This window comes from Oscillospiraceae bacterium MB24-C1, assembly GCA_030913685.1.
In the GTDB taxonomy this organism is placed as follows: Bacteria; Bacillota; Clostridia; order Oscillospirales; family Ruminococcaceae; genus Yanshouia.
In genome coordinates, this window is record CP133187.1 from 1,615,101 (window position 1) to 1,638,678 (window position 23,578).

Below are 23,578 nucleotides of genomic sequence, written 5' to 3' on the forward strand. Positions count from 1 at the left end.
ACCCGACAGCACCGCCTTATACCAACGCAAATTTACATAGATTAAGAGAGAGGATAATTTAAAAATTAATGTTTGATATTCCAAAGCGTTAAGCGCCGTTTTCAAAGTGAGAAAGCGGCGCTTAATTAATTTCCAATTTTACTTTTCTCGGGTTTTGCGTTCATTATAAATGTCCTTTGAAAATATTATGTATAAGTTTTTAACGGTATCACTCAATCTTATACTTAGTTTTTAAACGCCGCTTCCCGATAGAGGAAACGGCGTTTAATTTTCATAATTCCGAAAGCACAGGCTTCCCGCTTTTGAGCGACCTTTGAGGATCAATCAGGCGTTGATTGCGGCTACCGCGAAACCGAAGCGACAAATCGCGCTGTGCTTGAACAAACCGGCCATCCACCAGCAGGCAGCAAAGCGAGAGCAGTTCAATAATATCCGGCTCCTTTTTACCTCTTTCCAACAGTTCCTCAAATGTATAGCCCGAAAAGGCCACCACATCCTTACCACGGCGCCGTACAGCCTGTGCTAAGGGCAGTAGGCCGGCAGCTTGCTCAAACGGTTCACCGCCCGAAAGCGTAATGCCGCGCAGCAGCGGGTCAGCATCAAATGCATCAAGAATTTTTTGAAGCGTACAATCATAGCCGCCCAGTGGATCATGCGTATCAGGGTTGTGACAACCAGGGCAGTGATGCGGACAACCTTGAGTAAACACCGTCAAGCGGATGCCCGGCCCATCGACAATAGACTCGCGGACAATGCCCGCGAGTCTGATGCTGCCTGTTAATTCGGTGGCGCTCACAGGCGCTCCATTCCGCCGGAAAGGCTGTGCTTTACCCGGTCGTTAACCTCGGCATGTTTGGCGTTGTTAAAGCGATCAAGCGTGCCGACAAGATAACCTGTAATTCTGCGGATACGCTCAAAACCTATACCTGCGCCTACCATCTCAACTGATGTTATATCATTTTTCATTTGTTTCTCCTCCTTGATCGGTGATATTATTTGGAACGCGATCGGCTTCTTCGGCGATATCGCCACAGCAACCGAGCGTTGTTGAATTTAAGTGCTTATATACCCCAAGCTTTTTTAGTTTTTCTACCGAAATAGCCTCGCCCTCATGCCGTCCGCAGCGTGGGCAAACCTCGTCAATAATACCGGTGTAGCCACAGACCGGATCGCGGTCAACAGGGTGGTTAATTGAACCGTAACCAATGCCGCATTCCTTCATATAGCGAACAATCGACTCAAACGCATCAAGGTTCTTAACCGGGTCGCCATCAAGCTCGATATAAGAGATATGACCTGCGTTGGTCAGCCCATGATAAGGCGCCTCAAGTCTAATTTTGTCAAAAGCCGAAATAGGGAATCTGACTGGAATATGGAATGAGTTGGTGTAGTACTCTTTATCAGTGACCCCCGGAATAATGCCGTATTGCTTCTTATCCAGCCGCACAAACCTACCGGAAAGTCCTTCTGCCGGCGTGGCGATAACGGTGTAGTTCATCCCGGTCTTTTTGCTCTCTTCATCCATGCGCTTTCTCATGCAGCCGATAATCTCAAGGCCCAGATTCTGGGAAGCCTGAGATTCACCATGGTGCTTGCCAGTCAGCGCCGTTAGACACTCAGCTAAACCGATGAAGCCGACGGTAAGCGTGCCATGCTTGAGCACTTCGCCAACCGTGTCGTCGGTGCCAAGCTTATCCGAATCCATCCAGATGCCCTGCCCCATCAGGAACGGGAAGTTCTTGACTTTTTTGCTAGCCTGAATATGAAAGCGCTCGGTGAGCTGATTAATGACCAATTCGAGTTCGCGTTCAAGCTGATCAAAGAAGAAGTCCAGATTGTGGTTGGCTTTGATGGCCAGCCTCGGCAGATTGATGGACGTAAAGCTTAAATTCCCTCTGCCGGTGACGATCTCACGGGTGGGATCATAGGCGTTGCCGACCACACGGGTACGGCATCCCATGTAGGACACTTCGGTCTCAGGACGGCCAGACTTGTAATACTTGAGATTGAAGGGGGCATCAATAAATGAGAAGTTCGGGAAGAGTCGCTCAGCTGACACCTTGCAGGCCAGCTTGAACAGGTCATAGTTCGGATCGTCGGGGTTAAAATTGACCCCTTCCTTGACCTTGAAGATGTGGATCGGGAAAATCGCCGTTTCGCCGTTGCCCAAGCCCGCTTCGGTGGCAAGCAGCAGGTTGCGAGTGACGATTCGTCCCTCAGGCGAGGTATCGGTACCATAATTGAGTGACGAAAACGGAATTTGCGCGCCCGCGCGGGAGTGCATGGTGTTCAGGTTATGTACCAGTGCCTCCATAGCCTGATAGGTACTGCGATCTATCTCCTGATCGGCAAACCTACGGGCAAATTTATAGACCTTTTCGTAAACCGCCTTGCTCAGTGTAGGCTCTAAAATCTTTTTCTCCGCCTCGGCGTAACCGTTATTGGCATCCACCGCTGGCCACAGGCCGGTTTTCTCCTCAACCTTGGCAAGGGTATCGCGCACCAGTTTGTCGGCGTTGGCGATCTCCTCCATCTCAAGGGCCTTGATCAGGTTGTTGCGATATAGCGTACGATAGCTCTTTGCCACACCCTTTGCCATATCAAAATCGAAATTCGGAACACTCTGACCGCCGTGCTGATCGTTCTGATTGGATTGAATCGCAATACAGGCCAGCGCCGAATAGCTTTGAATCGAATTGGGTTCGCGCAAAAATCCGTGACCGGTCGAAAAGCCGTTTTCAAACAACTTGGTCAAATCGATCTGGCAACAGGTTGTGGTTAGCGCCAGAAAATCCAGATCATGAATATGAATATCGCCCACAATGTGTGCCTTGGAGTGCTCGGGCTTTAAGATAAACATCTCATAAAACTGCTTAGCGCCCTCCGAGCCATATTTGAGCATCGTACCCATAGCGGTGTCACCATCTATGTTGGCATTTTCACGCTTGATATCGTTTTCCTTGGCCTCGTGAAAGGTCAACCCTTCATAAATCTTCATCAGGCGGGTGTTCATCTCTCTCACGCGGGTGCGTGCCGAGCGATAAAGAATAAACTCCTTGGCAGTGCGCGCATGGCCGTTTTCGATAAGCGTATGCTCGACAGCGTCCTGAATCTGTTCGACGGTGGGGGTCTGGTTTCCCTTGGATTCCAAATAGGTCACCACCTGATTGGCCAACGTCTCTGCGGTTTCGTGATCGTTGCCGCCAAGCGCCTGCGCAGCCTTGTAGATCGCCTGCGTAATCTTATCAAGTTCAAATGAAACCATGCGGCCGTCCCGCTTGATGATAGAAGTAATCATTGGAGGTCCTCCACTATATATTGTATTTGACTATCTGATTCTACCACTATATAGGGTATGTGTCAATTGAATAAGCTCTATTTATCGTTAAAAGCTTCGTTAATATTTTTGTGCCTTTTGTCTTGATATTTAGAACAATTCACTATTTTTATAACGCTTTTTTACCCAGTTCAGTGATCTTCCTTATCCTTTATTCCGGGTGTTTTGCCCACCGCGGCAAATAGAAACCAACCAGCCATAAGACTTAAAACCGCACAGAGCAGCCACATATTGTGGTAACTACCGGTTCGATCGAATAAAAAACCCGCCAATGGAACGCCGCTTGCAGCCCCCGCCGAAGCCGCGAGGGTCAGCCGTGAGACAATACGGGCGTAGTCTTTTCTTCCGAACAATGTCGCCGCAAAGACATTGCCAGGGATGGCATTGGCGCAAGCACAACCCGCCAGCAGCACCGAGTATAAAAAGCCGAATTGATGGTATTGTACCAGTGCCAGCGCCATGAGCGAACCAGCCAGCAAGACCATACCCAGCGACAATGCGCCGACTTTAAGACCGAATTTATCCAACGCCACACCGTAGGCTGGCTTTGAAACCGACATCATCAGCGTGGCGGCTGAAGAAATCATCGCTGCCGCCATCGCACTAAAACCGATGTCGGTCAGATAGGGGATGGCGTGATTATACAATGACAGGTTGACAAAATTGGCGCAAAATAGTCCGGCAAACAACAGCCAAAACCCGGTTGTTTTAATTGCCTTTTCGCAGCACACGCCCCTTACCTCTTCTTTTTTCCGGTCGCTCAATCCACCTTTATCTTGCACCAAAAAAGAGACGGTTGGTAGCAGCACGGCAAATCCCACCGCGCTTTGCAGGCGGTACCCCCAGCGCCAGCCATAGTACTGAATGGTCAACTGAAGCAGCGGAATCATAATAGACGAAAAAATACCAACCCCAGCAAACGAAGCGCCTGTCGCCATGCCTCTGTCTGCAGATAGGTTTTTTTCTATCAGCACACCCACAGTCATCATTGTCATGCCGTTGACCGCTAAGCCGTTAACAAAGGCGCACAAATAAAACTGCCATAGCTTATCACAAAAGGAATATGCCAGTGGCACCGATGCACAGACAATCGCGCACACCATCAAAACTCGACGTATCGGCACAATTTGTAACAACCGGCCAAACAACAGCAGCACCATCATTGAGGAAAGAATTGAAATAGTGCCAATCAGCGTGAATCCACCGCGCGAAAATCCAAGCGCGCTACAGACAGGCGTTACAAAAACGCCCGTACAATTGCTGAAAACACCGATTCCAGTACCGGTGATCAGCGCACCAGTCAAGATTATTTTTCGCCGCGCTCTGCGTTCGTTGTTCATGCGATTCACTCCCAAAAGTTAGTCTACCCATTACGCGACAAAATCTTTCCTTAAAATCTTCAATGCATGCTTGACTGCTTATATGTTTATATGTTAATATGTAAATACATAAAAAGTGAGGTGAAACAATGGCTTGTATAAACACTCACGATCCTACCGTTGTTGCCATTCCCACCGATCGGGAGCTCGATCTGCTGACCCAGATATTTTCTATCTTTGCCGACTCAACCCGCATACGCATTATCTGTGCACTGCAGGACGATGAACTGAGTGTCAATGAGATATGCGCCGCCCTCGAGATGAGCCAGCCCGCCATTTCGCATCAGCTGCGCATTCTTAAAAACGCCCGGGTAGTAAAATGCCGGCGTGCCGGCCGCAGCAGTTTTTATTCCTTGGACGATTCTCATGTTGCTTTAATTTTAAAAATGGGCTTAGAACATGTAAGGGAGATTTGATTTTATGAACCATCAGCATCACGACGGACACTGTAATTGCCACAACCAAAAATGCAGCTGCCATGCGCAACCAGAATCCACTGTCAATATCGATACCGCAGGTGCGTGCGATTGTGGCGGCGGTCAGGAGCATCCGCCAGGAGACGACCCCGAGGACCCCGCCCAACGGCTTTCGCGCACGGACGACGATTTACACCAGCAGCATAATGCGGCGGATAAGTGCGATTATGCGCACCATGAGACCGGTGACATGCACCACCATGAACATGACCACGACAGCTGCTCTGCCTCCGGTCATTGTTCCTGCTGTGGGGATGACTGCGGCTGCGGCCACAGTCACGACGAAGCGCTCACTGCGCCTTACTCGCGTCCGCTGACGATTATAGGTGGCGTACTGGTCGCCGCCGCATTTCTGCCGACGTGGGGAACAATGGCCCCATGGCTTGTGGGCATCGGCACGCTACTAATCGGCTATCCGCTCTTCGTTTCGGGCATAAGGGCAATTATCAAATCGAAGGCGTTAGATGAGCTGAGCCTGATGACCATAGCAGTCGTTGCGTCGTTTGGTTTGGCTGCCACCTCGTCCGACCCGATGGAAAGCCTGTTTGAAGCATTTGCCGTAACAGCGCTGTTCCGTTTAGGCAATTACTTAGAGGCGCGCGCTATCGCCAAAAGCCAGCGCGATATTGAGGCGTTGACTAATATCCGACCAGACACCGCCTTGATCATCTCGCCTGACGGCCAAACCCGCCAGATAGCTGCCGAGCTGGTAACGGTCGGTAGTCTGATACAGCTCCGGGCCGGCGACCGTGTTCCCATTGACTGCGAAATTGTTTCGGGCGCGGGCTATATCGATCTCTCGGCCATCACCGGCGAGCCGATTCCGATTCAAGGCGAACCTAAAACCCGGTTACCCTCGGGTGCTATTAACCTCGATGGGCTGCTGACCTGCCGCACCACCACCTCCTTTGCCGATTCCGCTGCCTCGCGCATCATTCGCATGGTGCGAGAAGCGGCCGACAAAAAGGGCTCAGCCGAAAAGTTGATCTCGCGCTTTGCCAAGGTCTACACCCCGGCTGTAGTGGTTTTGGCCGTTCTACTGGCAACTCTCCCTCCGCTACTGGGTTTTGGTGCTTTTGGCATGTGGCTTTCTCGTGCGCTGGTGTTTCTGGTGGCCTCCTGCCCCTGCGCATTGGTCATTTCGGTACCGCTCACGTTTTTTGCGGGCATCGGCACTGCCTCCCGTGCGGGTATTTTGGTCAAGGGCTCCCGTTATCTTGAAACGCTGGCCAAAACCGACTGCATTGCGTTTGACAAAACCGGGACACTAACTCAGGGTGTTCCCATCGTCGAGGAAATGAAACTTGTCGAAGGTTTTGATCGAGAGACGCTACTCACTTTCGCAGCCGCCGCCGAGCAAAATTCCAATCATCCGGCCGCCAAAGCCGTCATGGCCTTTGCTGGGAAACAACCCGATTTTTTGGTGTCGGATTTTACTGAACATAGCGGCATGGGCGTTTCGCTTATGTACGATGGTAAACGCATTTTGTGCGGTTCGTTTCGTCTGATGGCACAAAACGGTGTGGATTATTCCCCACTGGAGCCCGCAAATATCTATCTGGCCGTGGATAACAGGCTGGCTTGTGCCTTTACTCTGACCGATCTTCCTCGCAAAGAAGTGCCTCAGGCACTGGAGATGCTGCGCGACTTGGGTATTACGGATTTTGCCATGTTGACCGGCGATGCACAAAATGCCTCTGCAAAGATTGCAGCCTCGCTTGGCATCACCAATGTGTTCGCCCAACTTTTGCCGGAACAGAAGTCTGAGCGTCTCGCCACTTTGCGCAATACCCATCGCACCACTTTATTCGTGGGTGACGGCATCAACGACGCGCCGGTATTAGCCGGTGCAGATGTCGGCATCGCAATGGGGCTGGGCACCGATACCGCGATTGAAGCAGCCGACGTCGTGCTAGTCAACGAACAGCTCACCGCCATTCCCCGCGCAATAAAAATAGCGCGCAAAACCGTAGCAAAAGCTAATCAGAATATTGCATTCGCCCTCACGATCAAAATCTCTGTGTTGCTGCTTGGCGCACTTGGATTTGCCACGATGTGGATGGCCGTTTTTGCAGATGTTGGCGTAACCATTTTGGCGGTGCTCAATTCTTTGACACTGTTATCAGAGAAGTAATCTTTTAAAAAATGACGCGTGGCTTCCTGCTAAGCTGCGCGTCGTTTTGCTTCCGATTACTGCAACAATAAAAAAGTTACCAGGTACAGATTCGGCTTCAAACATAGCTTTATTATTCAGATACATGGCGTAAATTCGAGAGGAAGTATTTGCTGAGTAACTCTCTCATAGGCGGTCTTTTTGTTTACCCAATGCTTACCCTTTTTATATAATTCTAAAACAATTGATTCTTTATAGGCAAACAGGGCACCCTTATCAGGGCGCCCTGTTGAACGTTTTATTTATATCTTTTCAGGTTTGGGATCAACACAATCGCAATAGCCCAGAAAAGCTGGTAGATGGCAAGCTGTCCAAACCCAATTGCTGACATTGCGCCGGTAAAGGCCAAAAATGCAACCAACGCATAGCCTAGCACCAGGCCTGCCATTTGCAGCACTGTTCCAATGACCATCGCCTGCTTGAGGGTATGGATAGCCGCCAATGCCCGCAAGCGCACAGCTGCGCCTGACAGCGACATGATATAAGCCTCGGCCCGCTCTTTCGGTGCAGTCAGTTCGAGATACTGCTCGCGCAAGTCGGACGGAATGACCTGTATAAATTCCTCGGGATAGTGGTAATCCGTCGCTATTTTGCGAGGCGTAATATTGGGGTCGGTAGCGTGCACGATAAGGCTTAGTTCTTTTTTCGCCAGTACTCGCAACCATTTTGCCACCTCGGGATTTGGGCGGTAACTGAGCACAAACATGGCTGTCACCTCACCCGAATTGGCAAGATAAAGAATCTCACGGTCACCCTTGACATATTTTTTCTCATAATCGTGGGACGGCATTTCGACACCGTGAGCACTCATCAAAGCGCGGTTGCCGATCAGCACCGTTTTGCCGTCTACCTGCGCGCTCAAGCCCTTGCCATCTTTATAAACAACATCGGTGACCGGCTTTAAAATATCGCTCTTGTTACCGATCATCTCCATAAAAATGTTCTTCAACAGGCCGTCCACCTGACACATCAGGCTGGCAGCATCCAAAATCGCCTCGTCAATTCGGCTCTGCGCAAAAGCCTTAATACCGTGCATTTCCACCGCACCTTCGGGATAAAGCCCACCGGAATCGACCGCAACACAGTTCATATCCTCAAAGGCTTCAACCGCGTCATAGCCTGAGATAAATGCCCCCTCGCCCGAAAGGCTTTTGGCAGCCCGCAACAACGGCAGGTTGCCAAGGATAGTGGGCGTCAACGGGGAGGCCATGCAAAGCACGACGCTAAAGATAGTAAATGCCTCAAGCGGCGACCGGTCAAACACCAACCAGCAGACCAGCGATAGCCCCACAGCAAACAACAAAAATATTGGCGCTATATAGCGGCTGAAATTTTCTGAGTAATCGTCACTATATGAAAGCTTCAAAAACTTCTCAGGGAAGTTGACCTTAACTGGGTAAGCGATCGCAGGCTCCGAAAAGCCCTGCCCCTCCGCTAGTTTATCCGCCAGCTTATCGCCGGAAAGTAAATACTCACCTGTGCGTTGCGCGTCCACCGATGCTACAGCAAAATTGCGCTCAATACGCAAAATAATCATGCGCTTGCCGATGGTATTCGCAAACAACGTCAGCCCTGCAATGACAAAATAAAAGCTGCTCTCGCCGGTATGAATCTGATCGGGATTCAAAATCAGGGCAACCCCATGTGCAATAACAGCCAACGTACAAAGCGCCGCAGGCGTATCATGATCCGCCTTTAAGGTGAACAGCGATACCAGTCCCCCGCCTATCACGGCATTGGCGGCTAGCGCGCTGATGACAAACACAACCAGGTTGACCATCATGAATACTCGCATATCCACTTCTGGGCAGATCGGGTTAAAAAGAGGCAGCGGATAGAGATTGCACAGTGCAAGATAGAGCAGCAACAACACACAGCCGCCTGTAACGAGCAACCGGGTCGAAAGGCTGCGCTTAATACCTAAAATATCATAGCGCACATCGCGGGCATCGGCTGGGTTGAGATATTCGCCCTCGTCGTCTTCCTCCACCAACGGCGCCTTTTTAGCTTTGGTGCTGGCGCGCGGTGAAGGCGCTTCCTCGCGCACCTTCTTTACCTTTTTGATCGATTTTTGCTTTACACCGGTAGTGGCCTTTTTCTCTTCCGGTGCCGGTGCAGCTACTGTCCTGCCGTGGCGAAGGCCCCCAAAATATTGGCTAAGACCCTCAATGTGGTCCGAATCGCCATCGTCATCTCCAGCTGCGGTGGCATCCGGTGCAAATTGTGCCGCTTGCTGTTCTTTTTCAATTGCAGAAAAAGAACTCTGCATAAATTTTTGTATCTTTTCCTGTCTCCTCAACTGTAAGCCGTCATCATCCTGAGAGCGAACGGCTGGTATCACCCGCGTTTTATCATTCAATGCGCCAGCAGACGCAGCCCGATTGGTTGGCAAATCTGTGCGCGTCACCACCGCAGAGCGCTCTGTCGGCTTTGCAGTAGACGTAGGGCTCTTGGCAAATGGAGAACCCTCGGCTGGCTTTTCAAAATTACTTTTTGTCCGTTTAGGTACATCAAACTCACCGGTCATGCCTTTGAGCTGAAACGGTGCTGTGCTGCCCTGCTTTTCCTTGGCGGACGGCTTTGAGCGCTCGGGTGTCGGCTCTGAATAGAGCGACGCCTTTTTGACAGAATCCTTTTTGCGCTGCACCTCCGCTAAAATATCGTCCACATTGTAGTTATTGGCCATCATCCCCGCCCCTTCTACTTTGCTTTGATTCCTTTTCTCTGCCGCGTGATCTCATACAACAGAATACCTGCCGCCACTGAAGCGTTGAGCGAATTGACCTTGCCACACATCGGCAGGCTGACCACCACGTCGCTTCGTTCTTTCAACAGGCGAGAAACGCCACTGCCCTCAGAGCCTATCACCAGCGCAACCGCACCAGAATAATCCACTGTGCACCAGCTTTCACCGTCCATGTCGGCGGCATAAACCCACACGTTTTTCTTCTTGAGCTCTTCGACTGTTGCCGCCAGGTTAGAAACCCGCGCAACCGGCAGGTGCTCGGCCGCACCGGCCGAGGCCTTCATCACTGCGGCGGTTAACCCTGCACCGTGCCGCTTGGGTACAATCACACCATGTGCCCCCGCAGCATCGGCCGATCGAATAATCGCGCCTAGGTTGTGAGGGTCCTCGATGCCATCGGCAATGACCACAAAAAGCGGCTCACTACCGGCTCGGGTGAAAATGTCATCCACCGTTGCATAATCACAGGCCGCCGCAAAGGCAATAACGCCCTGGTGATTCACCCCAGGAGAAAGCGCATCAAGTTTTTCACGCGCAACATCCTTGACAGGGACGCCCCGTTCCTTCGCCATGGCGATAACTCTTTTAAGGCTGCCGCTCTCTGTTTTAAGCATCAATATCTTATTCACCGGTCGCTCTGACCGAAGCAATTCAATAACGGGATTACGTCCCGCCACCATCTCGTCAGATGAATCCCTTATATCCTGCATGTATTTCTCCTAATTATTAAGCTTGTTAAAGGAATAGCTATACAATTTATATTATAGCAGATTATGTCACTAAAACAAGCACACGGCACAAAATATGGGGTTTGTTGGCTGATTTAACTGCTGGTTCGTAATAAGCACCCATTCAGCTTTCATTAAATTTGATCTTAGAACTTTTTTCGCCAGTATTCATTCCTATTTTAACCATTGCTCAAATTTAATATACCATTTAAAATAATTTTGCGATGTATACACGGGTTATTTTTACCCTTAGTAATTTTCAGCATTCCACAAGGGCAAGTGCATATGTTGAAAACTCTGTTGAAAGTGTGGAATTCTTCCTGTAATATAAGGCCTTTTACCTGTTAGAACAAAAAGTCAAACAATTTTGTGGAAAAAAACTTTGTTACCAACAGTTTACAAGCCTTGTCGGGCTAGGTCACATTATGTCGAAAGCTTGAATTTTTTCCACCCGATGTTATACTAATAGCTGTGCATAAAAGCACATGAAAGAAAGGTGAGCAACTTGCGAACCCCTATACTACAAAAAAAAGACACCTTCGTTCTGCACATCCCTGAATTTGACCTTGAACAAACGCTGAACTGTGGGCAGAGTTTTCGGTGGAAGCGCGAGACGGATGGCTCTTTTATCGGCGTAGCAGGAATCTACCCAGCACGCATACGTCAGCAGGGCGACGTGGTCACCATCGTCTCCGTCGCAGGCGAAGCCTTTTGGCGGCATTATTTTGATACAGAGACCGACTATTGCGCTTTAAAGCGCTTGTTTTGCAATACCCAACAGCTGGTGGCCCCCTGTGAGTGTGCAGGCGGCATTCGAATTTTACGCCAGGATGGCTGGGAAGCGCTCGCAAGCTTTATCATCAGTCAGAACAACAATATTAAGCGCATTTCAGGCATTATCGAGCGCTTGTGTGAACATTTCGGCGACCCCATCGGCGAAGGGCTCCATGCTTTTCCGCCTCCCGAAAGGCTGGCCAGTTGCACCGTCGAAGACCTTGCCCCGCTGCGCAGTGGCTTTCGGGCGCGTTATCTCATCGACGCCGCACAGAAGGTATGCGACGGCACAGTACGGCTTGATGCGCTGGCTACGCTCCCATTAGATGATGCTCGCACAATGCTGATGCAGATTGTTGGCGTGGGCCGCAAGGTGGCTGACTGCGCATTGCTGTTCGGGTTTTACCGGCTGGAATGCTTCCCGGTGGACGTGTGGATCGGCCGCGCGCTCAAAGAGCTGTTCGCTGATGGCTTTCCAGAGGAGCTAGCCCCCTATGCTGGCATCGCACAACAGATGCTGTTCCACTATATGCGCACGCGACCAAAATAAGAAAAAGCCGATACATAAAGGAGATAGCGGCGACGACTCACCGCTATGATATTCCACAGGAGAGGCCATGCCCGTCGAGGCATCTAGTCATCCGTCTTTTAGGCGAGGGTCCTTTACGGGGAAATTTTCACGGAAGCCTCTCTTTCCCACTCCTATTTTTTTAACCCTAGAAATGGATATGGGACACCGCCTCTTGCCGCCAAGCTAAAAATTCAACCAGAACTTTATAAAAAACAGCACCTTCCCCAATTGGAGAAAGCGCTGTTTTTATTTATTTTATAGATCGGTGATACTCACAAGGTCGATATCAGCCATCCGCTTTTTAGAGAGCAGGCAGTCGGCCAGTGCATTGGCGGTGTCTAACGCTGTCAGGCAGACGATAGAATGGTCTACTGCGCGGCGGCGCAACTGCACCGACTGGCTCGTCTTGGGGTTCGCGCCTCCCTTTGAAGTGGAGATCACATATTGAACCTTACCGGAGTCGATTAAATCTATGACGTTTGGTGACGCATCCTGCATGGGGCGCACTGAGTTGGTAGCGACCATCTCTCTGTTGAGCGCCAGTGCCGTGCCCGGCGTTGCGTAAAGCTCAAAACCGAGCTTTTCAAACTTCCCCGCAATCTTGGTGATTTCGGGCTTGTCGGTATCACGCACCGAGATCAACACACCGCCGCGCTCCTCAAGCTTGTAACCCGCGGCGACAAGACCCTTTAACAGCGCCTCCTCAAAGGTTTTTGCGATGCCAAGTACCTCGCCGGTGGACTTCATCTCCGGGCCGAGCTGTACATCGACGCCGCGCAGTTTTTCAAAACTAAACACGGGTACCTTGACCGCTACGTATGGGGCGTCTGGGTAGAGCCCGGTGCCAAAGCCCAAATCCTTGAGTTTTGCGCCCAGCATGATCTTGGTGGCAAGGTCAACCATCGGCACGCCGGTAACCTTGCTGATATAGGGTACCGTACGCGACGAACGCGGGTTAACCTCAATGACGTAAACCTCGTCGTTATATACCACATACTGTACGTTGACCATGCCGATAACTTTAAGTGCACGTGCCAACCTGCCGGTATAGTCGATGATGATGTCCTTGATGCGGGGCGAGAGTGTGCGGCAGGGGTAGACCGAAATTGAGTCGCCCGAGTGGACGCCAGCGCGTTCAACATGCTCCATGATGCCCGGAATCAGATAATCTTCACCGTCGCAGATGGCGTCGACTTCAACCTCAGTACCCATCATATACTTATCGACCAGCACCGGGTTTTCCAGCATGGTAGCGGTGATAATGCCCATATATTCGATGACCCGCTCGGTGTTATGGGCGATAACCATATTCTGGCCGCCCAACACATAGGAGGGACGCAACAACACCGGATAGCCAAGAGCTTCCGCAGCTTTAACCGCCTCTTCGGTCGTCATGACAGTGTCGCCCTTGGGGCGCGGAATCTGGCAAGCTTCCAGAATCTCGTCAAAGCGCTCGCGATCCTCGGCGGCGTCCACCGAGTCGGCGCCGGTACCCAGAATGCGCACGCCTTTTTTCGCTAGATAACTGGTTAGTTTGATGGCGGTCTGTCCGCCGAACTGCACCACGACACCGTAAGGCTTTTCGGTCTCCAAGATACTGTCAACACTTTCAGGTGTCAGCGGGTCAAAATAGAGCCGGTCGCCCGTGTCAAAGTCGGTGGAAACCGTCTCGGGATTGTTATTGACGATAATAGCCTCGCAGCCTTCTTCTTTAAGCGCCCAGACGCAGTGCACCGAGCAATAGTCAAACTCAATGCCCTGACCAATCCGGATGGGCCCAGAACCGAACACAATCACCTTTTTCTTGTCGCTAGCGTGGTGTGCAATAAACTCCGCCGCTTCATTCTGCTCGTCGTAAGTCGAGTAGAAATAGGGCGTTTCAGCCGGAAACTCAGCCGCACAGGTGTCAACCATTTTATAGCTGGCAAAGCGGTGGAAGGGCGCGGGGTCAATACCGGTCATTTTTTGGATGGTGCTATCTAAAAAGCCAAACTTCTTGGCCCGCATATAGATGGTCTCGTCCAGCTTGCCCCGTTCAAGAATTTGCTGCATTTGGGCGAGGTTCAAGAATTTATATAAGAACCATCGATCGATGCGCGTGATTCGGAAAATTTCCTCAACGCCCTCGATACCACGATAAAGCGCTTCATAGACGGCAAACAGACGCATGTCGTCGCAGGTTTGCACGCGGGACATGACCTGATCGTCACTCTCATTGGCCAGTAGCGGCGAACGCATCGAGTCAAGCTTTAGCTCTACCGACTGCGCAGCCTTCATCATCGCCTGTTCAAAGCTGGTGCCGATGCTCATGACCTCGCCAGTCGCTTTCATCTGGGTTCCAAGCTTCTTTTCGCCGTAAACAAACTTGTCAAACGGCCAGCGCGGGTATTTAACGACGATGTAATCGAGTGCCGGTTCAAAGCAGGCATAGGTGCAACCGGTAACAGCGTTGACAATCTCATCAAGAGTATAGCCGATCGCAATTTTGGTCGCCACCTTGGCGATGGGATAGCCGGTCGCCTTGGAGGCAAGCGCTGACGAACGGGACACACGGGGGTTGACCTCGATAACCGTGTATTCAAAGCTATCGGGGTTCAGCGCAAACTGGCAGTTGCAGCCACCTTCAACGCCGAGTGAATCAACAATTTGCAGCGAAGCGGTTCGCAGCATCTGATATTCCTTGTCGGCCAACGTCACCGCCGGCGCAATAACAACCGAGTCGCCGGTGTGTACACCAACCGGGTCGACGTTTTCCATCGAGCAGACGGTGATGAGGTTGCCCTTGGAGTCTCGAATAACCTCAAACTCAATCTCCTTCCAACCTGCAACGCAACGCTCAACGAGAATCTGCTGAATTGGCGAATGACGTAGGCCATTTGTGGCAATCTCACGTAGATCGGCGATGTCACTGGCAATGCCGCCGCCTGTGCCGCCAAGGGTGAACGCTGGGCGCACAATGACCGGGTAGCCAATTTCGTCGGCAAAGGCCAGCGCGTCATCGAGGTTGGTGACGACCTTTGAGGGGATGCAGGGCTGGCCAATGGACTGCATCGTATCCTTAAACAGCTGGCGATCCTCTGCCTTGTCAATTGTCTCGGGTCTCGCACCAAGCAACTTGACATTATGCGCCTCTAAAAAGCCATCCTTGGCAAGCTGCATCGAAAGGGTCAGGCCGGTCTGTCCTCCCAACGTGGAAAGTACGCTGTCTGGCTTTTCAATTTCGATGATGCGTTTGATAGTCTCAAGGGTGAGCGGTTCAATATAGATGCGGTCAGCCATCCGCTTGTCAGTCATAATGGTTGCGGGGTTTGAGTTGATAAGCACCACCTCAAGCCCTTCTTCTTTGAGTGCACGGCATGCCTGGGTACCCGCGTAATCAAACTCGGCAGCCTGTCCAATCACGATAGGGCCCGAGCCAATCATCAAAACTTTCTTTATATCCTTGCGCAACGGCATAATTACTTGCCCTCCTTGCTCTTATCGATCATGGCAATGAAGTTATCAAACAGATAGGCGGTGTCGGCTGGTCCAGCGCAGGCCTCGGGGTGGAACTGTACTGTGAAAACCGGTGACTGAAGGTAAATAACACCTTCGCAGGTGCGGTCATTGGCGTTGATGTGGCTAACCTTTCCAACCTTGGGGTCAAGAGAATCGGCCAGTACCTCATAACCATGGTTCTGAGTCGTAACATAGGTGCGGTCACTCGCTAAATCAATGACCGGTTGGTTGCCACCGCGGTGGCCATAGCCCATTTTGACGGTTTTGCCGCCCATAGCCAGGGCCATTAGCTGATGCCCAAGGCAGACACCCATCACCGGCAGTCCCACCGCAACGATGGCGCGCAAATTTTCAATGACCTCGGCGTTTTCTTGGGGATCCCCAGGGCCATTTGAAAGCATAATGCCATCCAAGTTCATCTCTTTGAGTTGGGCGGCCGTGGTGCGCGCCGGCACAACCGCAACGTCACAGCCGCGCGCGCGTAGACTTTCTCTAATGTTACGCTTATAACCAAAATCAAACAGCGCAACGCGGTATTTTCTATGACCGTGCGCCGGATAAATCTTAACAGTAGTGGCAGTGACTGAATCGACTGCCTTGGTGACCGTATATTTTTCAATCTCAGCCAACAGCTTGTCTTTACCTTGCTCTTCAATTGGCACCGTTGTAATCACGCCGTTCATAACACCGTGCTCACGTAGGCGGCGGGTGAGTGCGCGGGTGTCGATATCAAATAATCCGATGGTGTTGTGTTTTTTCAAAAAGAGATCAATGCGCTCCTTGGCGCGGAAGTTGGAGGGGGAGTCACACCATTCGCGTACAATATAGCCCTTCATATAAATACCGTCCGACTCGACATCATCGTCGTTGGTTCCGTAGTTGCCGATCAGCGGAAAGGTTTGTACGATAATCTGCCCATAATAGCTCGGGTCGGTCAGCGTTTCCTGACATCCCGTCATACCGGTGGTAAAAACCACCTCACCAATGGCCGTTCCGGTTGCGCCAAACGACCTGCCCTCAAAAACCGTCCCATCGGCCAACATCAGCCACGCCCGATCTGCGTTATAAATTGACATGCGGCTCCTCCTATTCAAGTAGGGTGTTTGTATTCATATCTTCTGCATTAGATGTATAAAACGAATAAATTTAATTGATGCTTTCTTAGCATTATAACCTAACCAAAGAACATTGTAAAGTAGATTAAAGTATTTCCAAAAGGGTTTTATCGCTTTCATATCACGCCATGCCGCGAAATTTTACACAATTTTTTATACTAAAAAAGGAACGACAAAATCGCTCCTTTTTATGAATAAATATTCAAATTATTGAAACAGCAATACATAGCCCCTGAAAAAGAAGCTTGAAATTGCAATAAAAAAACGTCAAAACACGTGGTTTTTACCCCGTGCACAAGCCGCTGTTTAATAGATGATTGTCTGAAAAGTGCGCCTGCCATGAATTTTCTTCCCCTTTCTTTAAAAAAATGCGGGTATAACACCCGCATTTTCCTATTTGCTAATGCTGATAATTTTCATCTGATAGATTTTTTTGCTGGGCGTATCGATATCAACAACATCTTCTACCCGCTTGCCGATAATAGCGCGCCCGACGGGAGAATCAACGGTAATGACATCCTCACCGCTGCTAGCAGCACTGCTGCCAATGCGGTATTCAGCCTCGTCGCCAAATTCCATATCCAACAATACTACCTTGGTACCAATGGTAACAAAATCAGTATTAACCGTCTCTACGATCGTTACGTTTTTAAGCTGTTCCTCCAACCGGCTGATACGCGCTTCTAAACGGGCCTGGTCGTTCTTTGCCTCATCATATTCGCTATTTTCAGAAAGATCGCCAAAACCACGGGCAATTCGGATCTTTTCCGAAATCTCGTTGCGCTCAACCGTTTTTAAGTTTTCGAGCTCTTCACGCAGCGACTGGTATTCCTCCCTGGTCATCTCACTAACCGGGGTCTTTTCCTTTGCCATGAATGTTATCCTCCTTTTAAAGGATTGCAATAGATGTATTATATTAAAAAGCATCCCATTGTGTCAAGCTGAATTTTACCTGAAAAAGTTCAGGATTTCAAGCGTCTATTTGCTCAATCTATATGCTTTGTATACTGTGCTGATTACGATTTATGCGGTCTAAAAGCGGCTGTGGCATAAACACAGCCGCTTTTTATAACATTTTCACGCCTTCTTCTAAGGATAATCGGCGATAGTCTAAGGGCTTAACGGGGCACATTTCGCCTTACTCGGAGTCCACATCCTCAGATGTGCTTTCGTCTTCACTGCCCTCTCCAGACGATTCTTCGCTCTCATCTTCACCCACGTCGTCATCTTCGCCGGTGTAGATATATTCCTCTTCGCCTTCGTCGCTGACGTCCTCAGAGCTGCTATCATCGGGATTGGTTACATCGGTTCCAGGCTCGGTCTGGTCCTTTATGATGGCCGTCACGACCTCAAGTGCCTTTTTCAACTGCAGGTCGCTGTTTTCATCTAAATTCTCAAGCTCTTTTTCCAAATCGGGCGACAGTTTGACATCATAATCCGGCTTGACACCGAGACCTTCAAAGTTGGGCGACTTCGGCGGATTGTACCGCGCCACGGTAAAATCGAGCGCTGAGCCGTCTGAAAGTTTGTGTATCTCCTGCATCGAGCCCTTGCCGTAGGTTGTCACACCAATCGCCTTGGCCTTGTTATAATCCTTGAGCGCCTGTGCAAACAGTTCGGCTGCCGAGGCCGATTTTGAATTGATCAGTACCGCCATCGGTAGCTTAACCTCTTCCGCATCACTGGTGATCAACACCTGCGGTGTGGTGCTGTTTCGGTAAGTGGCCGAAATGATCGGCCCCTCGGGCAGCAGCTTATCAAGCATTTTACCTACCGATTCAATCGTACCGCCGGGATTGCCACGCACATCAAAGACCAACGCCTGAGCGCCGTTATCCATGAGCTGGGCCATCACCTTGAAGAACTGGTCAGGTGTGTTATCGTTAAACTGCGAAATGCGGATATACCCAATGTTGCCGATCATGCGGCCCTCCGCAGTGGGCACCTCAACCTTGCGCCGAGTGATGGTATAGCTTTTTTCAAGGCTTCCGCGGCGTACCAGTACGGTTACCGTCGTTCCTGGCTCACCTTTAAGCGCATCGACAGCTGCCTCATAGCTTTCCGCAGTGACGGCCAATTCATCCACCTTGATAATTAAATCGCCTCTGGCAAGTTCTGACACCGCTGCCGGCGAATCGGCATAGACCTTGTCAATCAAAATATAACCGCCGGGATCCGGCGTGCAGACAATGCCGATATCCACCATTCTACCATCATAATCACTCTGCGTTTCGGCATACTGCTCGGCAGTCAAGTAGATGCCGTACTCATCCTCTATGCCCGCAATATAGCCGCGAACCAGATTTTCGCCCAGTGTCTTTTCATCGATGGGGTTAAAATATTTTTGTCGCACCAGACGGTCGACCTCCGCCAGTTTCGCATACATAGTCTCTCGCTCTTTAATGTTAAAAACACGACTGTCAAAGGTCTTCTGGGCATAAATCATCGTCATGATAAATGTGACGGTGGAAAACATTATGGCCAGCGTCACGGCGCCGCCCAGTGTTATTTTTCTATTCATTGGGCTCTCCTTCTCAGGTGGTTTTATACTATTCTCGCATTAAAAGTTGAACAGTATTAAAAGGCAGGGCTATTTCAGATAAGGCCAAGGATTGGTGTATTTACCCTTGACGCGCACTTCAAAGTGCAGATGCGGCCCGGTCGACCAACCGGTCGATCCGACATAAGCCACCGTTTGCCCACGGGAGACTTTATCGCCAACCTTCACCTTTAAACCGCTTGTGTGGCCGTAAAGGGTTGAGATACCGCCGCCGTGGTCAATAATCAGGTAGATACCATAGCCGCGACCCGCAATATAAGTGGTTTGTGTAAACACAACCTTGCCGTCGGCAGCTGCTAATATCGGCTTGCCGTAGATGCCCTGACCCGCCGAATTGGTGCGCGCAATATCAATACCAGTATGGAAATCGGTGCCGCCAAAACGCCAGCCGTAGTTTGAAGTGACGGTTTTGTAGCCCGCAACGGGCCACAGCATAATGCCGCCATCGTAGGTTCCGGTGGAATCAATCTTGGCATAGATGGCGTCCACCTCGGCCTGAACTTCCTTCATCTGCTGCGTCAGCTTTGCCTGATTCGCCTTATAGTCCTTTTCAAGCGCTTCAATATCCTGTATTTGATCCTGCGTCTGTAAGAGCTGCTGCGCAAGCTGGGTCTGTTTTTCGGCCTGTTGACCCTTCGAGGTTTCAAGCTCTGTCTTGTCGGCTTCAATAGCCTCCTTGACTTCTTTGATCTGCGCCAGCTCTTTTTGCATATTTTCAATTAATTCGCGGTCATGCTGAGCCACTCGAGCCGTCACCTGCGTACGGGACAAGAACTCGGTGAAATCCTCCGCGCCGAGCACCAAGCCCAACACGCTGGCGTTGCCGGTCTTATACATCACCCGTAGCCGCTTCTTAAGTAACTCAAAGTTGTCCTCGATGCGCAGCTGCTGCTCTTGCAATTCCTCTTCCTTTTTACTGATGCCCTGCTCAAGCAGCGTAATTTTATCGCTTAAAACCGTAATTTGCTGGCGAACACCATAAATTTGATTATCAAGCTGTTTTTTTTGCGCAAGATGCTTGTCTTTTTCTGTTTTAGCCTTATCAATTTGAGACTGAATTGCCTTTTGCTGCTTTTCAAGCTCATCATATTTTGAAGAAAGTGAGTCGAGCTGATCCTTATAGTCGTCCGCATCAACGCCTAAAATAACCGGCGATGCTGAAACGAGCATAAGCACAACAGCAAGATACACCGCCGCCCGCCTTATAGCTTTCAAAATACCACCTCTCCACAAACAATGCATGACAGAAATGTAAAAAAACTGTAAGCGTGTATTTGTATAACTCTTAGTTTAATTTGATCTAAAATTACACTTTTATATATTTACCTACAAAGAAGACACTTCCCAGCGCGCCAATTCCCACACCGGCCGCCAGAAAATAAAGGTAGAGCTTGAGTGCAACCGTCTTAAAAGCAACCAACTGGCCCACGACAAGTGACGCCCAGTAAAACGTGCTTCGACTGACCCAATGTCCAAAGGCGATATAACCGCCCCATAACATAAAAAACGCAAGGGTTGCAGAAATAAAGCCCAGCAGCATACCCTCGGACAAGAACGGCAACCTGATAAAAGCGTCAGTGGCACCGACGTATTTCATAATACTGATTTCTTTTCTGCGATTAAAAACCGTAAGCTTAATGGTGTTTGATACAATGCTTAATGACACAGCTACCAACAACGCAATAACCGCGAGCCCACCAACTGATACCGCCTGTTTAAGACCTGTTACAGCCTGAGCCACCTCGTTGGAAGCGCTGATGGTGTCAATGCCATCTATGTAACCGACCAACTCTATTGTCTCCTGCATTTTGGAGAGATCTTTGACGACTAGGCGGTATGCATTTTGCAAAGGATTATCCTCAATAAGCCACTCGAGCAGCGTGCCGTCGTCACCAAGCTCTTCCATCCATGATTTCAGTCCATCCTCGCGACTGATGAAAGTTACCGACGCCACATTGCTGATGCTTCGGATTTCGGAGTCGATATCCGTCAGTTCGTCACCGACGACATCGTCGGACAAAAACACCATAATCTCGTTTTGTGACTCAAAATAGCCAACCATATTATTAACATTTATAGTGAATAGCATCGAAATTCCTACCAAAAGCAAACAGGCCATCAGCACGCCGATGGCCGCAATCGAAATTGCCCTGTTTTGATAAATATTTCGAAAACCCTCTTTGATTAGGTAACGAAAACTACTGCCGCGCACGTTTGCCTCCCAGATGACCGTCGGCAACAATGTGCCCACCATTGATAACTATGGTGCGATGACGGAATTTGTTTACTAAATTGTGCTCGTGTGTCACCATCATCACTGTCGTGCCGCATTTATTGATTTCACTCAACAGCTCTACAATCTCAAAAGACATGGCGGGGTCGATGTTTCCGGTCGGCTCGTCCGCAATAATCAGCGATGGGTTGTTCACAAGGGCACGCGCCAAGGCGACGCGCTGCTGCTCGCCACCCGAAAGCTGTTCAGGAAAGCGTTTAACCTTGGGCAGCAGCCCGACCAGATCGAGAACATAGGGCACCCTGCGCTTAATCTCACGGGTTGCCACGTTTGTAACCCGCATGGCGAACGCCACATTATCATAGACGTTCATCTGCGGGATAAGCCGGAAATCCTGGAACACCACCCCGATACCTCTGCGGTAATAGGGCAGCTCGCTGCGGCGCAGCTTGCCCACGTCACATCCGTCCACATAAACCTTGCCGGAGGAAGTAGCCTCCTCCCGGGTAATAAGCTTAAGCATCGTGCTTTTACCCGATCCGGATGACCCCACCACAAACAAAAACTCGCCCTTTTCAACCGAAAAGGAAACATCACTCAAAGCAAGCTGCGGCCCGCCGTAGCTTTTGCTTACATTTTGAAATTCAATCATGATAACACATCAATACTTAACTGGATTTGCAGTCAGGTATTTTTTAACCATCAATGCCACCTTAAAAACGATGGCATGATCAAACTCACGCAGATCAAGGCCCGTAAGCTTTTTAATCTTCTCCAGACGGTAGACTAGCGTGTTGCGGTGAACAAACAGCTTTCTTGAAGTTTCGGAAACATTCAGGTTGTTCTCAAAGAACTTCTGAATGGTAAAGAGCGTCTCTTTATCAAGGCTGTCAATTGAACCCTTGATAAACACCTCCCGCAGGAACATCTCACACAGTGTGGTAGGCAGTTGATAAATCAAACGGGCAATGCCAAGATTATCATACCGCACAATGGTCTTTTCGGTGTCAAACACCTTTCCAACTTCAAGAGATACCTGCGCCTCTTTAAAGGAACGGGCTAAATCCTTGACACCTACAACAACGGTGCCGATACCAACGACGATACGAGTGTAAAACTCACCCGCGAGCGTGTCGACGATGGAGCGTGCCAACTTTTCAAGATCCTTTGATTCAATTCCGGGTTTAATTTCTTTGACAATAACAATGTCATTTTCAGAGATGCTGAAAACGAAATCCTTTTGCTTGTCCGGAAACAGGTTCTGAATGACGTCGAACGCCGATACGCCAGAAGCTGAAACAATACGCACCAAAAACACAACGCGTGAAACATCAGTATTGAAGTGCAGCTCACGCGCCTTGATATAGACGTCACCAGGCAGAATATTGTCTAGCATGACGTTTTTGATAAAGTTGCCCCGGTCATACTTTTCATCATAATACTGCTTGATGCCCGACACCGCGACCGCCAGAATGCCAGCGTAACGCGAAGCCATATCGTCGGTGCCTTCTACAAACACCGCAAAATCGGGGCGCTGCCCGGTACCAAACGGCTTATAGGTGCAGCCGTCGCGCACAAAGGTACGACCTTCTCCAAGGTCAAGAGCAAGATACTCCCGTGAGCTGTCCAGCTTGGACAAATCGGAACACGCAACAATGTGAGCGGTGTCATCAATCACACCGATCACGCGATCGATCGAATCTCGCATTTGATGGATGATGCCCTGAAACAGCCGGTTAGACATACAAATCCCCTCTCAATTGTCAAGAATAACAGTACGCATAGTTTATTAGTATTCATTTTACATAAAATGTTCCGCATTTGCAACATAAAATCGAACTTTTCTTGTAAATAATTGTGGAAATTATGAGTTCGCATAGTATTTCAGCTATTTTTAGTGTGCAAAATCAAGGTTGAATACCGTATTTAATTGGCTGGCCGATGCGCTTTGCATCCCGTTATGTCCGATATGTACAATGTCCTTTCAT

The 23,578-nt window shown here is 49.8% G+C and carries 17 protein-coding genes; 3 read left to right on the top strand and 14 right to left on the bottom strand.

The window, feature by feature from the left end:
- Positions 1-271 precede the first annotated feature (271 nt).
- The 4 genes from nrdG to RBH76_07765 all read right to left on the bottom strand — a co-directional run bounded on the left by nrdG (position 272) and on the right by RBH76_07765 (position 4,677).
- On the bottom strand, positions 272-796 hold the full coding sequence (gene nrdG / locus RBH76_07750) for an anaerobic ribonucleoside-triphosphate reductase activating protein (GenBank protein WMJ82633.1): 525 nt from the start codon (positions 794-796) through the stop codon (positions 272-274).
- The gene (gene nrdD / locus RBH76_07755) at positions 793-966 is read right to left on the bottom strand and encodes an anaerobic ribonucleoside-triphosphate reductase (GenBank protein WMJ82634.1); all 174 of its coding nucleotides are present in this window, start codon (positions 964-966) and stop codon (positions 793-795) included. Before nrdD ends, nrdG begins: the two co-directional genes overlap by 4 nt.
- Positions 956-3,298: an anaerobic ribonucleoside triphosphate reductase gene (locus RBH76_07760; GenBank protein ID WMJ82635.1), complete on the bottom strand. Its 2,343-nt coding sequence runs from the start codon at positions 3,296-3,298 to the stop codon at positions 956-958. The genes nrdD and RBH76_07760 overlap by 11 nt, the downstream gene beginning before the upstream one ends.
- A 170-nt stretch (positions 3,299-3,468) precedes the next feature.
- Positions 3,469-4,677: an MFS transporter gene (locus RBH76_07765; protein ID WMJ82636.1), complete on the bottom strand. Its 1,209-nt coding sequence runs from the start codon at positions 4,675-4,677 to the stop codon at positions 3,469-3,471.
- Between the two features lie 128 nt (positions 4,678-4,805).
- On the opposite strand from RBH76_07765, the gene RBH76_07770 reads away from it, so the two are divergent.
- Positions 4,806-5,132, top strand: a complete 327-nt coding sequence (locus RBH76_07770; GenBank protein ID WMJ82637.1) for a metalloregulator ArsR/SmtB family transcription factor — start codon at positions 4,806-4,808, stop codon at positions 5,130-5,132.
- Between the two features lie 4 nt (positions 5,133-5,136).
- Complete coding sequence (locus tag RBH76_07775) at positions 5,137-7,326, top strand: heavy metal translocating P-type ATPase (GenBank protein ID WMJ82638.1); 2,190 nt, start codon at positions 5,137-5,139, stop codon at positions 7,324-7,326.
- 277 nt (positions 7,327-7,603) lie between these two features.
- Here RBH76_07775 and RBH76_07780 read toward each other — a convergent pair whose 3' ends face one another.
- Both RBH76_07780 and rlmB read right to left on the bottom strand, forming a co-directional pair.
- Positions 7,604-10,054: a hypothetical protein gene (locus RBH76_07780; GenBank protein WMJ82639.1), complete on the bottom strand. Its 2,451-nt coding sequence runs from the start codon at positions 10,052-10,054 to the stop codon at positions 7,604-7,606.
- 11 nt (positions 10,055-10,065) lie between these two features.
- The gene (gene rlmB / locus RBH76_07785; protein WMJ82640.1) at positions 10,066-10,821 is read right to left on the bottom strand and encodes a 23S rRNA (guanosine(2251)-2'-O)-methyltransferase RlmB; all 756 of its coding nucleotides are present in this window, start codon (positions 10,819-10,821) and stop codon (positions 10,066-10,068) included.
- A 523-nt stretch (positions 10,822-11,344) separates the two neighbouring features.
- Between rlmB and RBH76_07790 the strand changes: the two genes are divergently transcribed.
- The gene (locus RBH76_07790; GenBank protein WMJ82641.1) at positions 11,345-12,163 is read left to right on the top strand and encodes a DNA glycosylase; all 819 of its coding nucleotides are present in this window, start codon (positions 11,345-11,347) and stop codon (positions 12,161-12,163) included.
- 276 nt (positions 12,164-12,439) lie between these two features.
- Here the strand turns inward: RBH76_07790 and carB are convergent, their stop codons facing one another.
- The 8 genes from carB to RBH76_07830 form a co-directional block, all read right to left on the bottom strand.
- Positions 12,440-15,640: a carbamoyl-phosphate synthase large subunit gene (gene carB, locus RBH76_07795; GenBank protein ID WMJ82642.1), complete on the bottom strand. Its 3,201-nt coding sequence runs from the start codon at positions 15,638-15,640 to the stop codon at positions 12,440-12,442.
- Positions 15,641-15,642: 2 nt separating this feature from the next.
- The gene (locus RBH76_07800) at positions 15,643-16,758 is read right to left on the bottom strand and encodes a carbamoyl phosphate synthase small subunit (GenBank protein ID WMJ82643.1); all 1,116 of its coding nucleotides are present in this window, start codon (positions 16,756-16,758) and stop codon (positions 15,643-15,645) included.
- 432 nt (positions 16,759-17,190) lie between these two features.
- A complete protein-coding gene (gene greA, locus RBH76_07805; protein WMJ82644.1) occupies positions 17,191-17,670 on the bottom strand; it encodes a transcription elongation factor GreA in 480 nt (159 codons plus the stop codon).
- A gap of 265 nt (positions 17,671-17,935) precedes the next feature.
- Positions 17,936-19,318, bottom strand: a complete 1,383-nt coding sequence (locus RBH76_07810; protein ID WMJ82645.1) for a S41 family peptidase — start codon at positions 19,316-19,318, stop codon at positions 17,936-17,938.
- Between the two features lie 69 nt (positions 19,319-19,387).
- Positions 19,388-20,572 carry a peptidoglycan DD-metalloendopeptidase family protein gene (locus tag RBH76_07815; GenBank protein WMJ82646.1) on the bottom strand — a complete coding sequence of 395 codons (1,185 nt, stop codon included), beginning with the start codon at positions 20,570-20,572 and terminating at the stop codon, positions 19,388-19,390.
- Between the two features lie 91 nt (positions 20,573-20,663).
- Positions 20,664-21,596 carry a permease-like cell division protein FtsX gene (ftsX, locus tag RBH76_07820; GenBank protein WMJ82647.1) on the bottom strand — a complete coding sequence of 311 codons (933 nt, stop codon included), beginning with the start codon at positions 21,594-21,596 and terminating at the stop codon, positions 20,664-20,666.
- On the bottom strand, positions 21,556-22,242 hold the full coding sequence (gene ftsE / locus RBH76_07825) for a cell division ATP-binding protein FtsE (protein WMJ82648.1): 687 nt from the start codon (positions 22,240-22,242) through the stop codon (positions 21,556-21,558). The genes ftsX and ftsE overlap by 41 nt, the downstream gene beginning before the upstream one ends.
- Positions 22,243-22,251: 9 nt before the next feature.
- Positions 22,252-23,334 (bottom strand): helix-turn-helix domain-containing protein, encoded by a 1,083-nt coding sequence (locus tag RBH76_07830; protein ID WMJ82649.1) that lies wholly within the window; start codon positions 23,332-23,334, stop codon positions 22,252-22,254.
- Positions 23,335-23,578: the final 244 nt, after the last annotated feature.

Coding starts and splice junctions, on each gene's coding strand:
- rlmB (WMJ82640.1), bottom strand. CDS start 10,821: ATGCAGGATATAAGGGATTCATCTGACGAGATGGTGGCGGGACGTAAT.
- RBH76_07765 (WMJ82636.1), bottom strand. CDS start 4,677: ATGAACAACGAACGCAGAGCGCGGCGAAAAATAATCTTGACTGGTGCG.
- RBH76_07780 (WMJ82639.1), bottom strand. CDS start 10,054: ATGATGGCCAATAACTACAATGTGGACGATATTTTAGCGGAGGTGCAG.
- RBH76_07830 (WMJ82649.1), bottom strand. CDS start 23,334: ATGTCTAACCGGCTGTTTCAGGGCATCATCCATCAAATGCGAGATTCG.
- carB (WMJ82642.1), bottom strand. CDS start 15,640: ATGCCGTTGCGCAAGGATATAAAGAAAGTTTTGATGATTGGCTCGGGC.
- greA (WMJ82644.1), bottom strand. CDS start 17,670: ATGGCAAAGGAAAAGACCCCGGTTAGTGAGATGACCAGGGAGGAATAC.
- RBH76_07775 (WMJ82638.1), top strand. CDS start 5,137: ATGAACCATCAGCATCACGACGGACACTGTAATTGCCACAACCAAAAA.
- RBH76_07770 (WMJ82637.1), top strand. CDS start 4,806: ATGGCTTGTATAAACACTCACGATCCTACCGTTGTTGCCATTCCCACC.
- RBH76_07760 (WMJ82635.1), bottom strand. CDS start 3,298: ATGATTACTTCTATCATCAAGCGGGACGGCCGCATGGTTTCATTTGAA.
- RBH76_07800 (WMJ82643.1), bottom strand. CDS start 16,758: ATGTCAATTTATAACGCAGATCGGGCGTGGCTGATGTTGGCCGATGGG.
- nrdD (WMJ82634.1), bottom strand. CDS start 966: ATGAAAAATGATATAACATCAGTTGAGATGGTAGGCGCAGGTATAGGT.
- RBH76_07810 (WMJ82645.1), bottom strand. CDS start 19,318: ATGAATAGAAAAATAACACTGGGCGGCGCCGTGACGCTGGCCATAATG.
- ftsE (WMJ82648.1), bottom strand. CDS start 22,242: ATGATTGAATTTCAAAATGTAAGCAAAAGCTACGGCGGGCCGCAGCTT.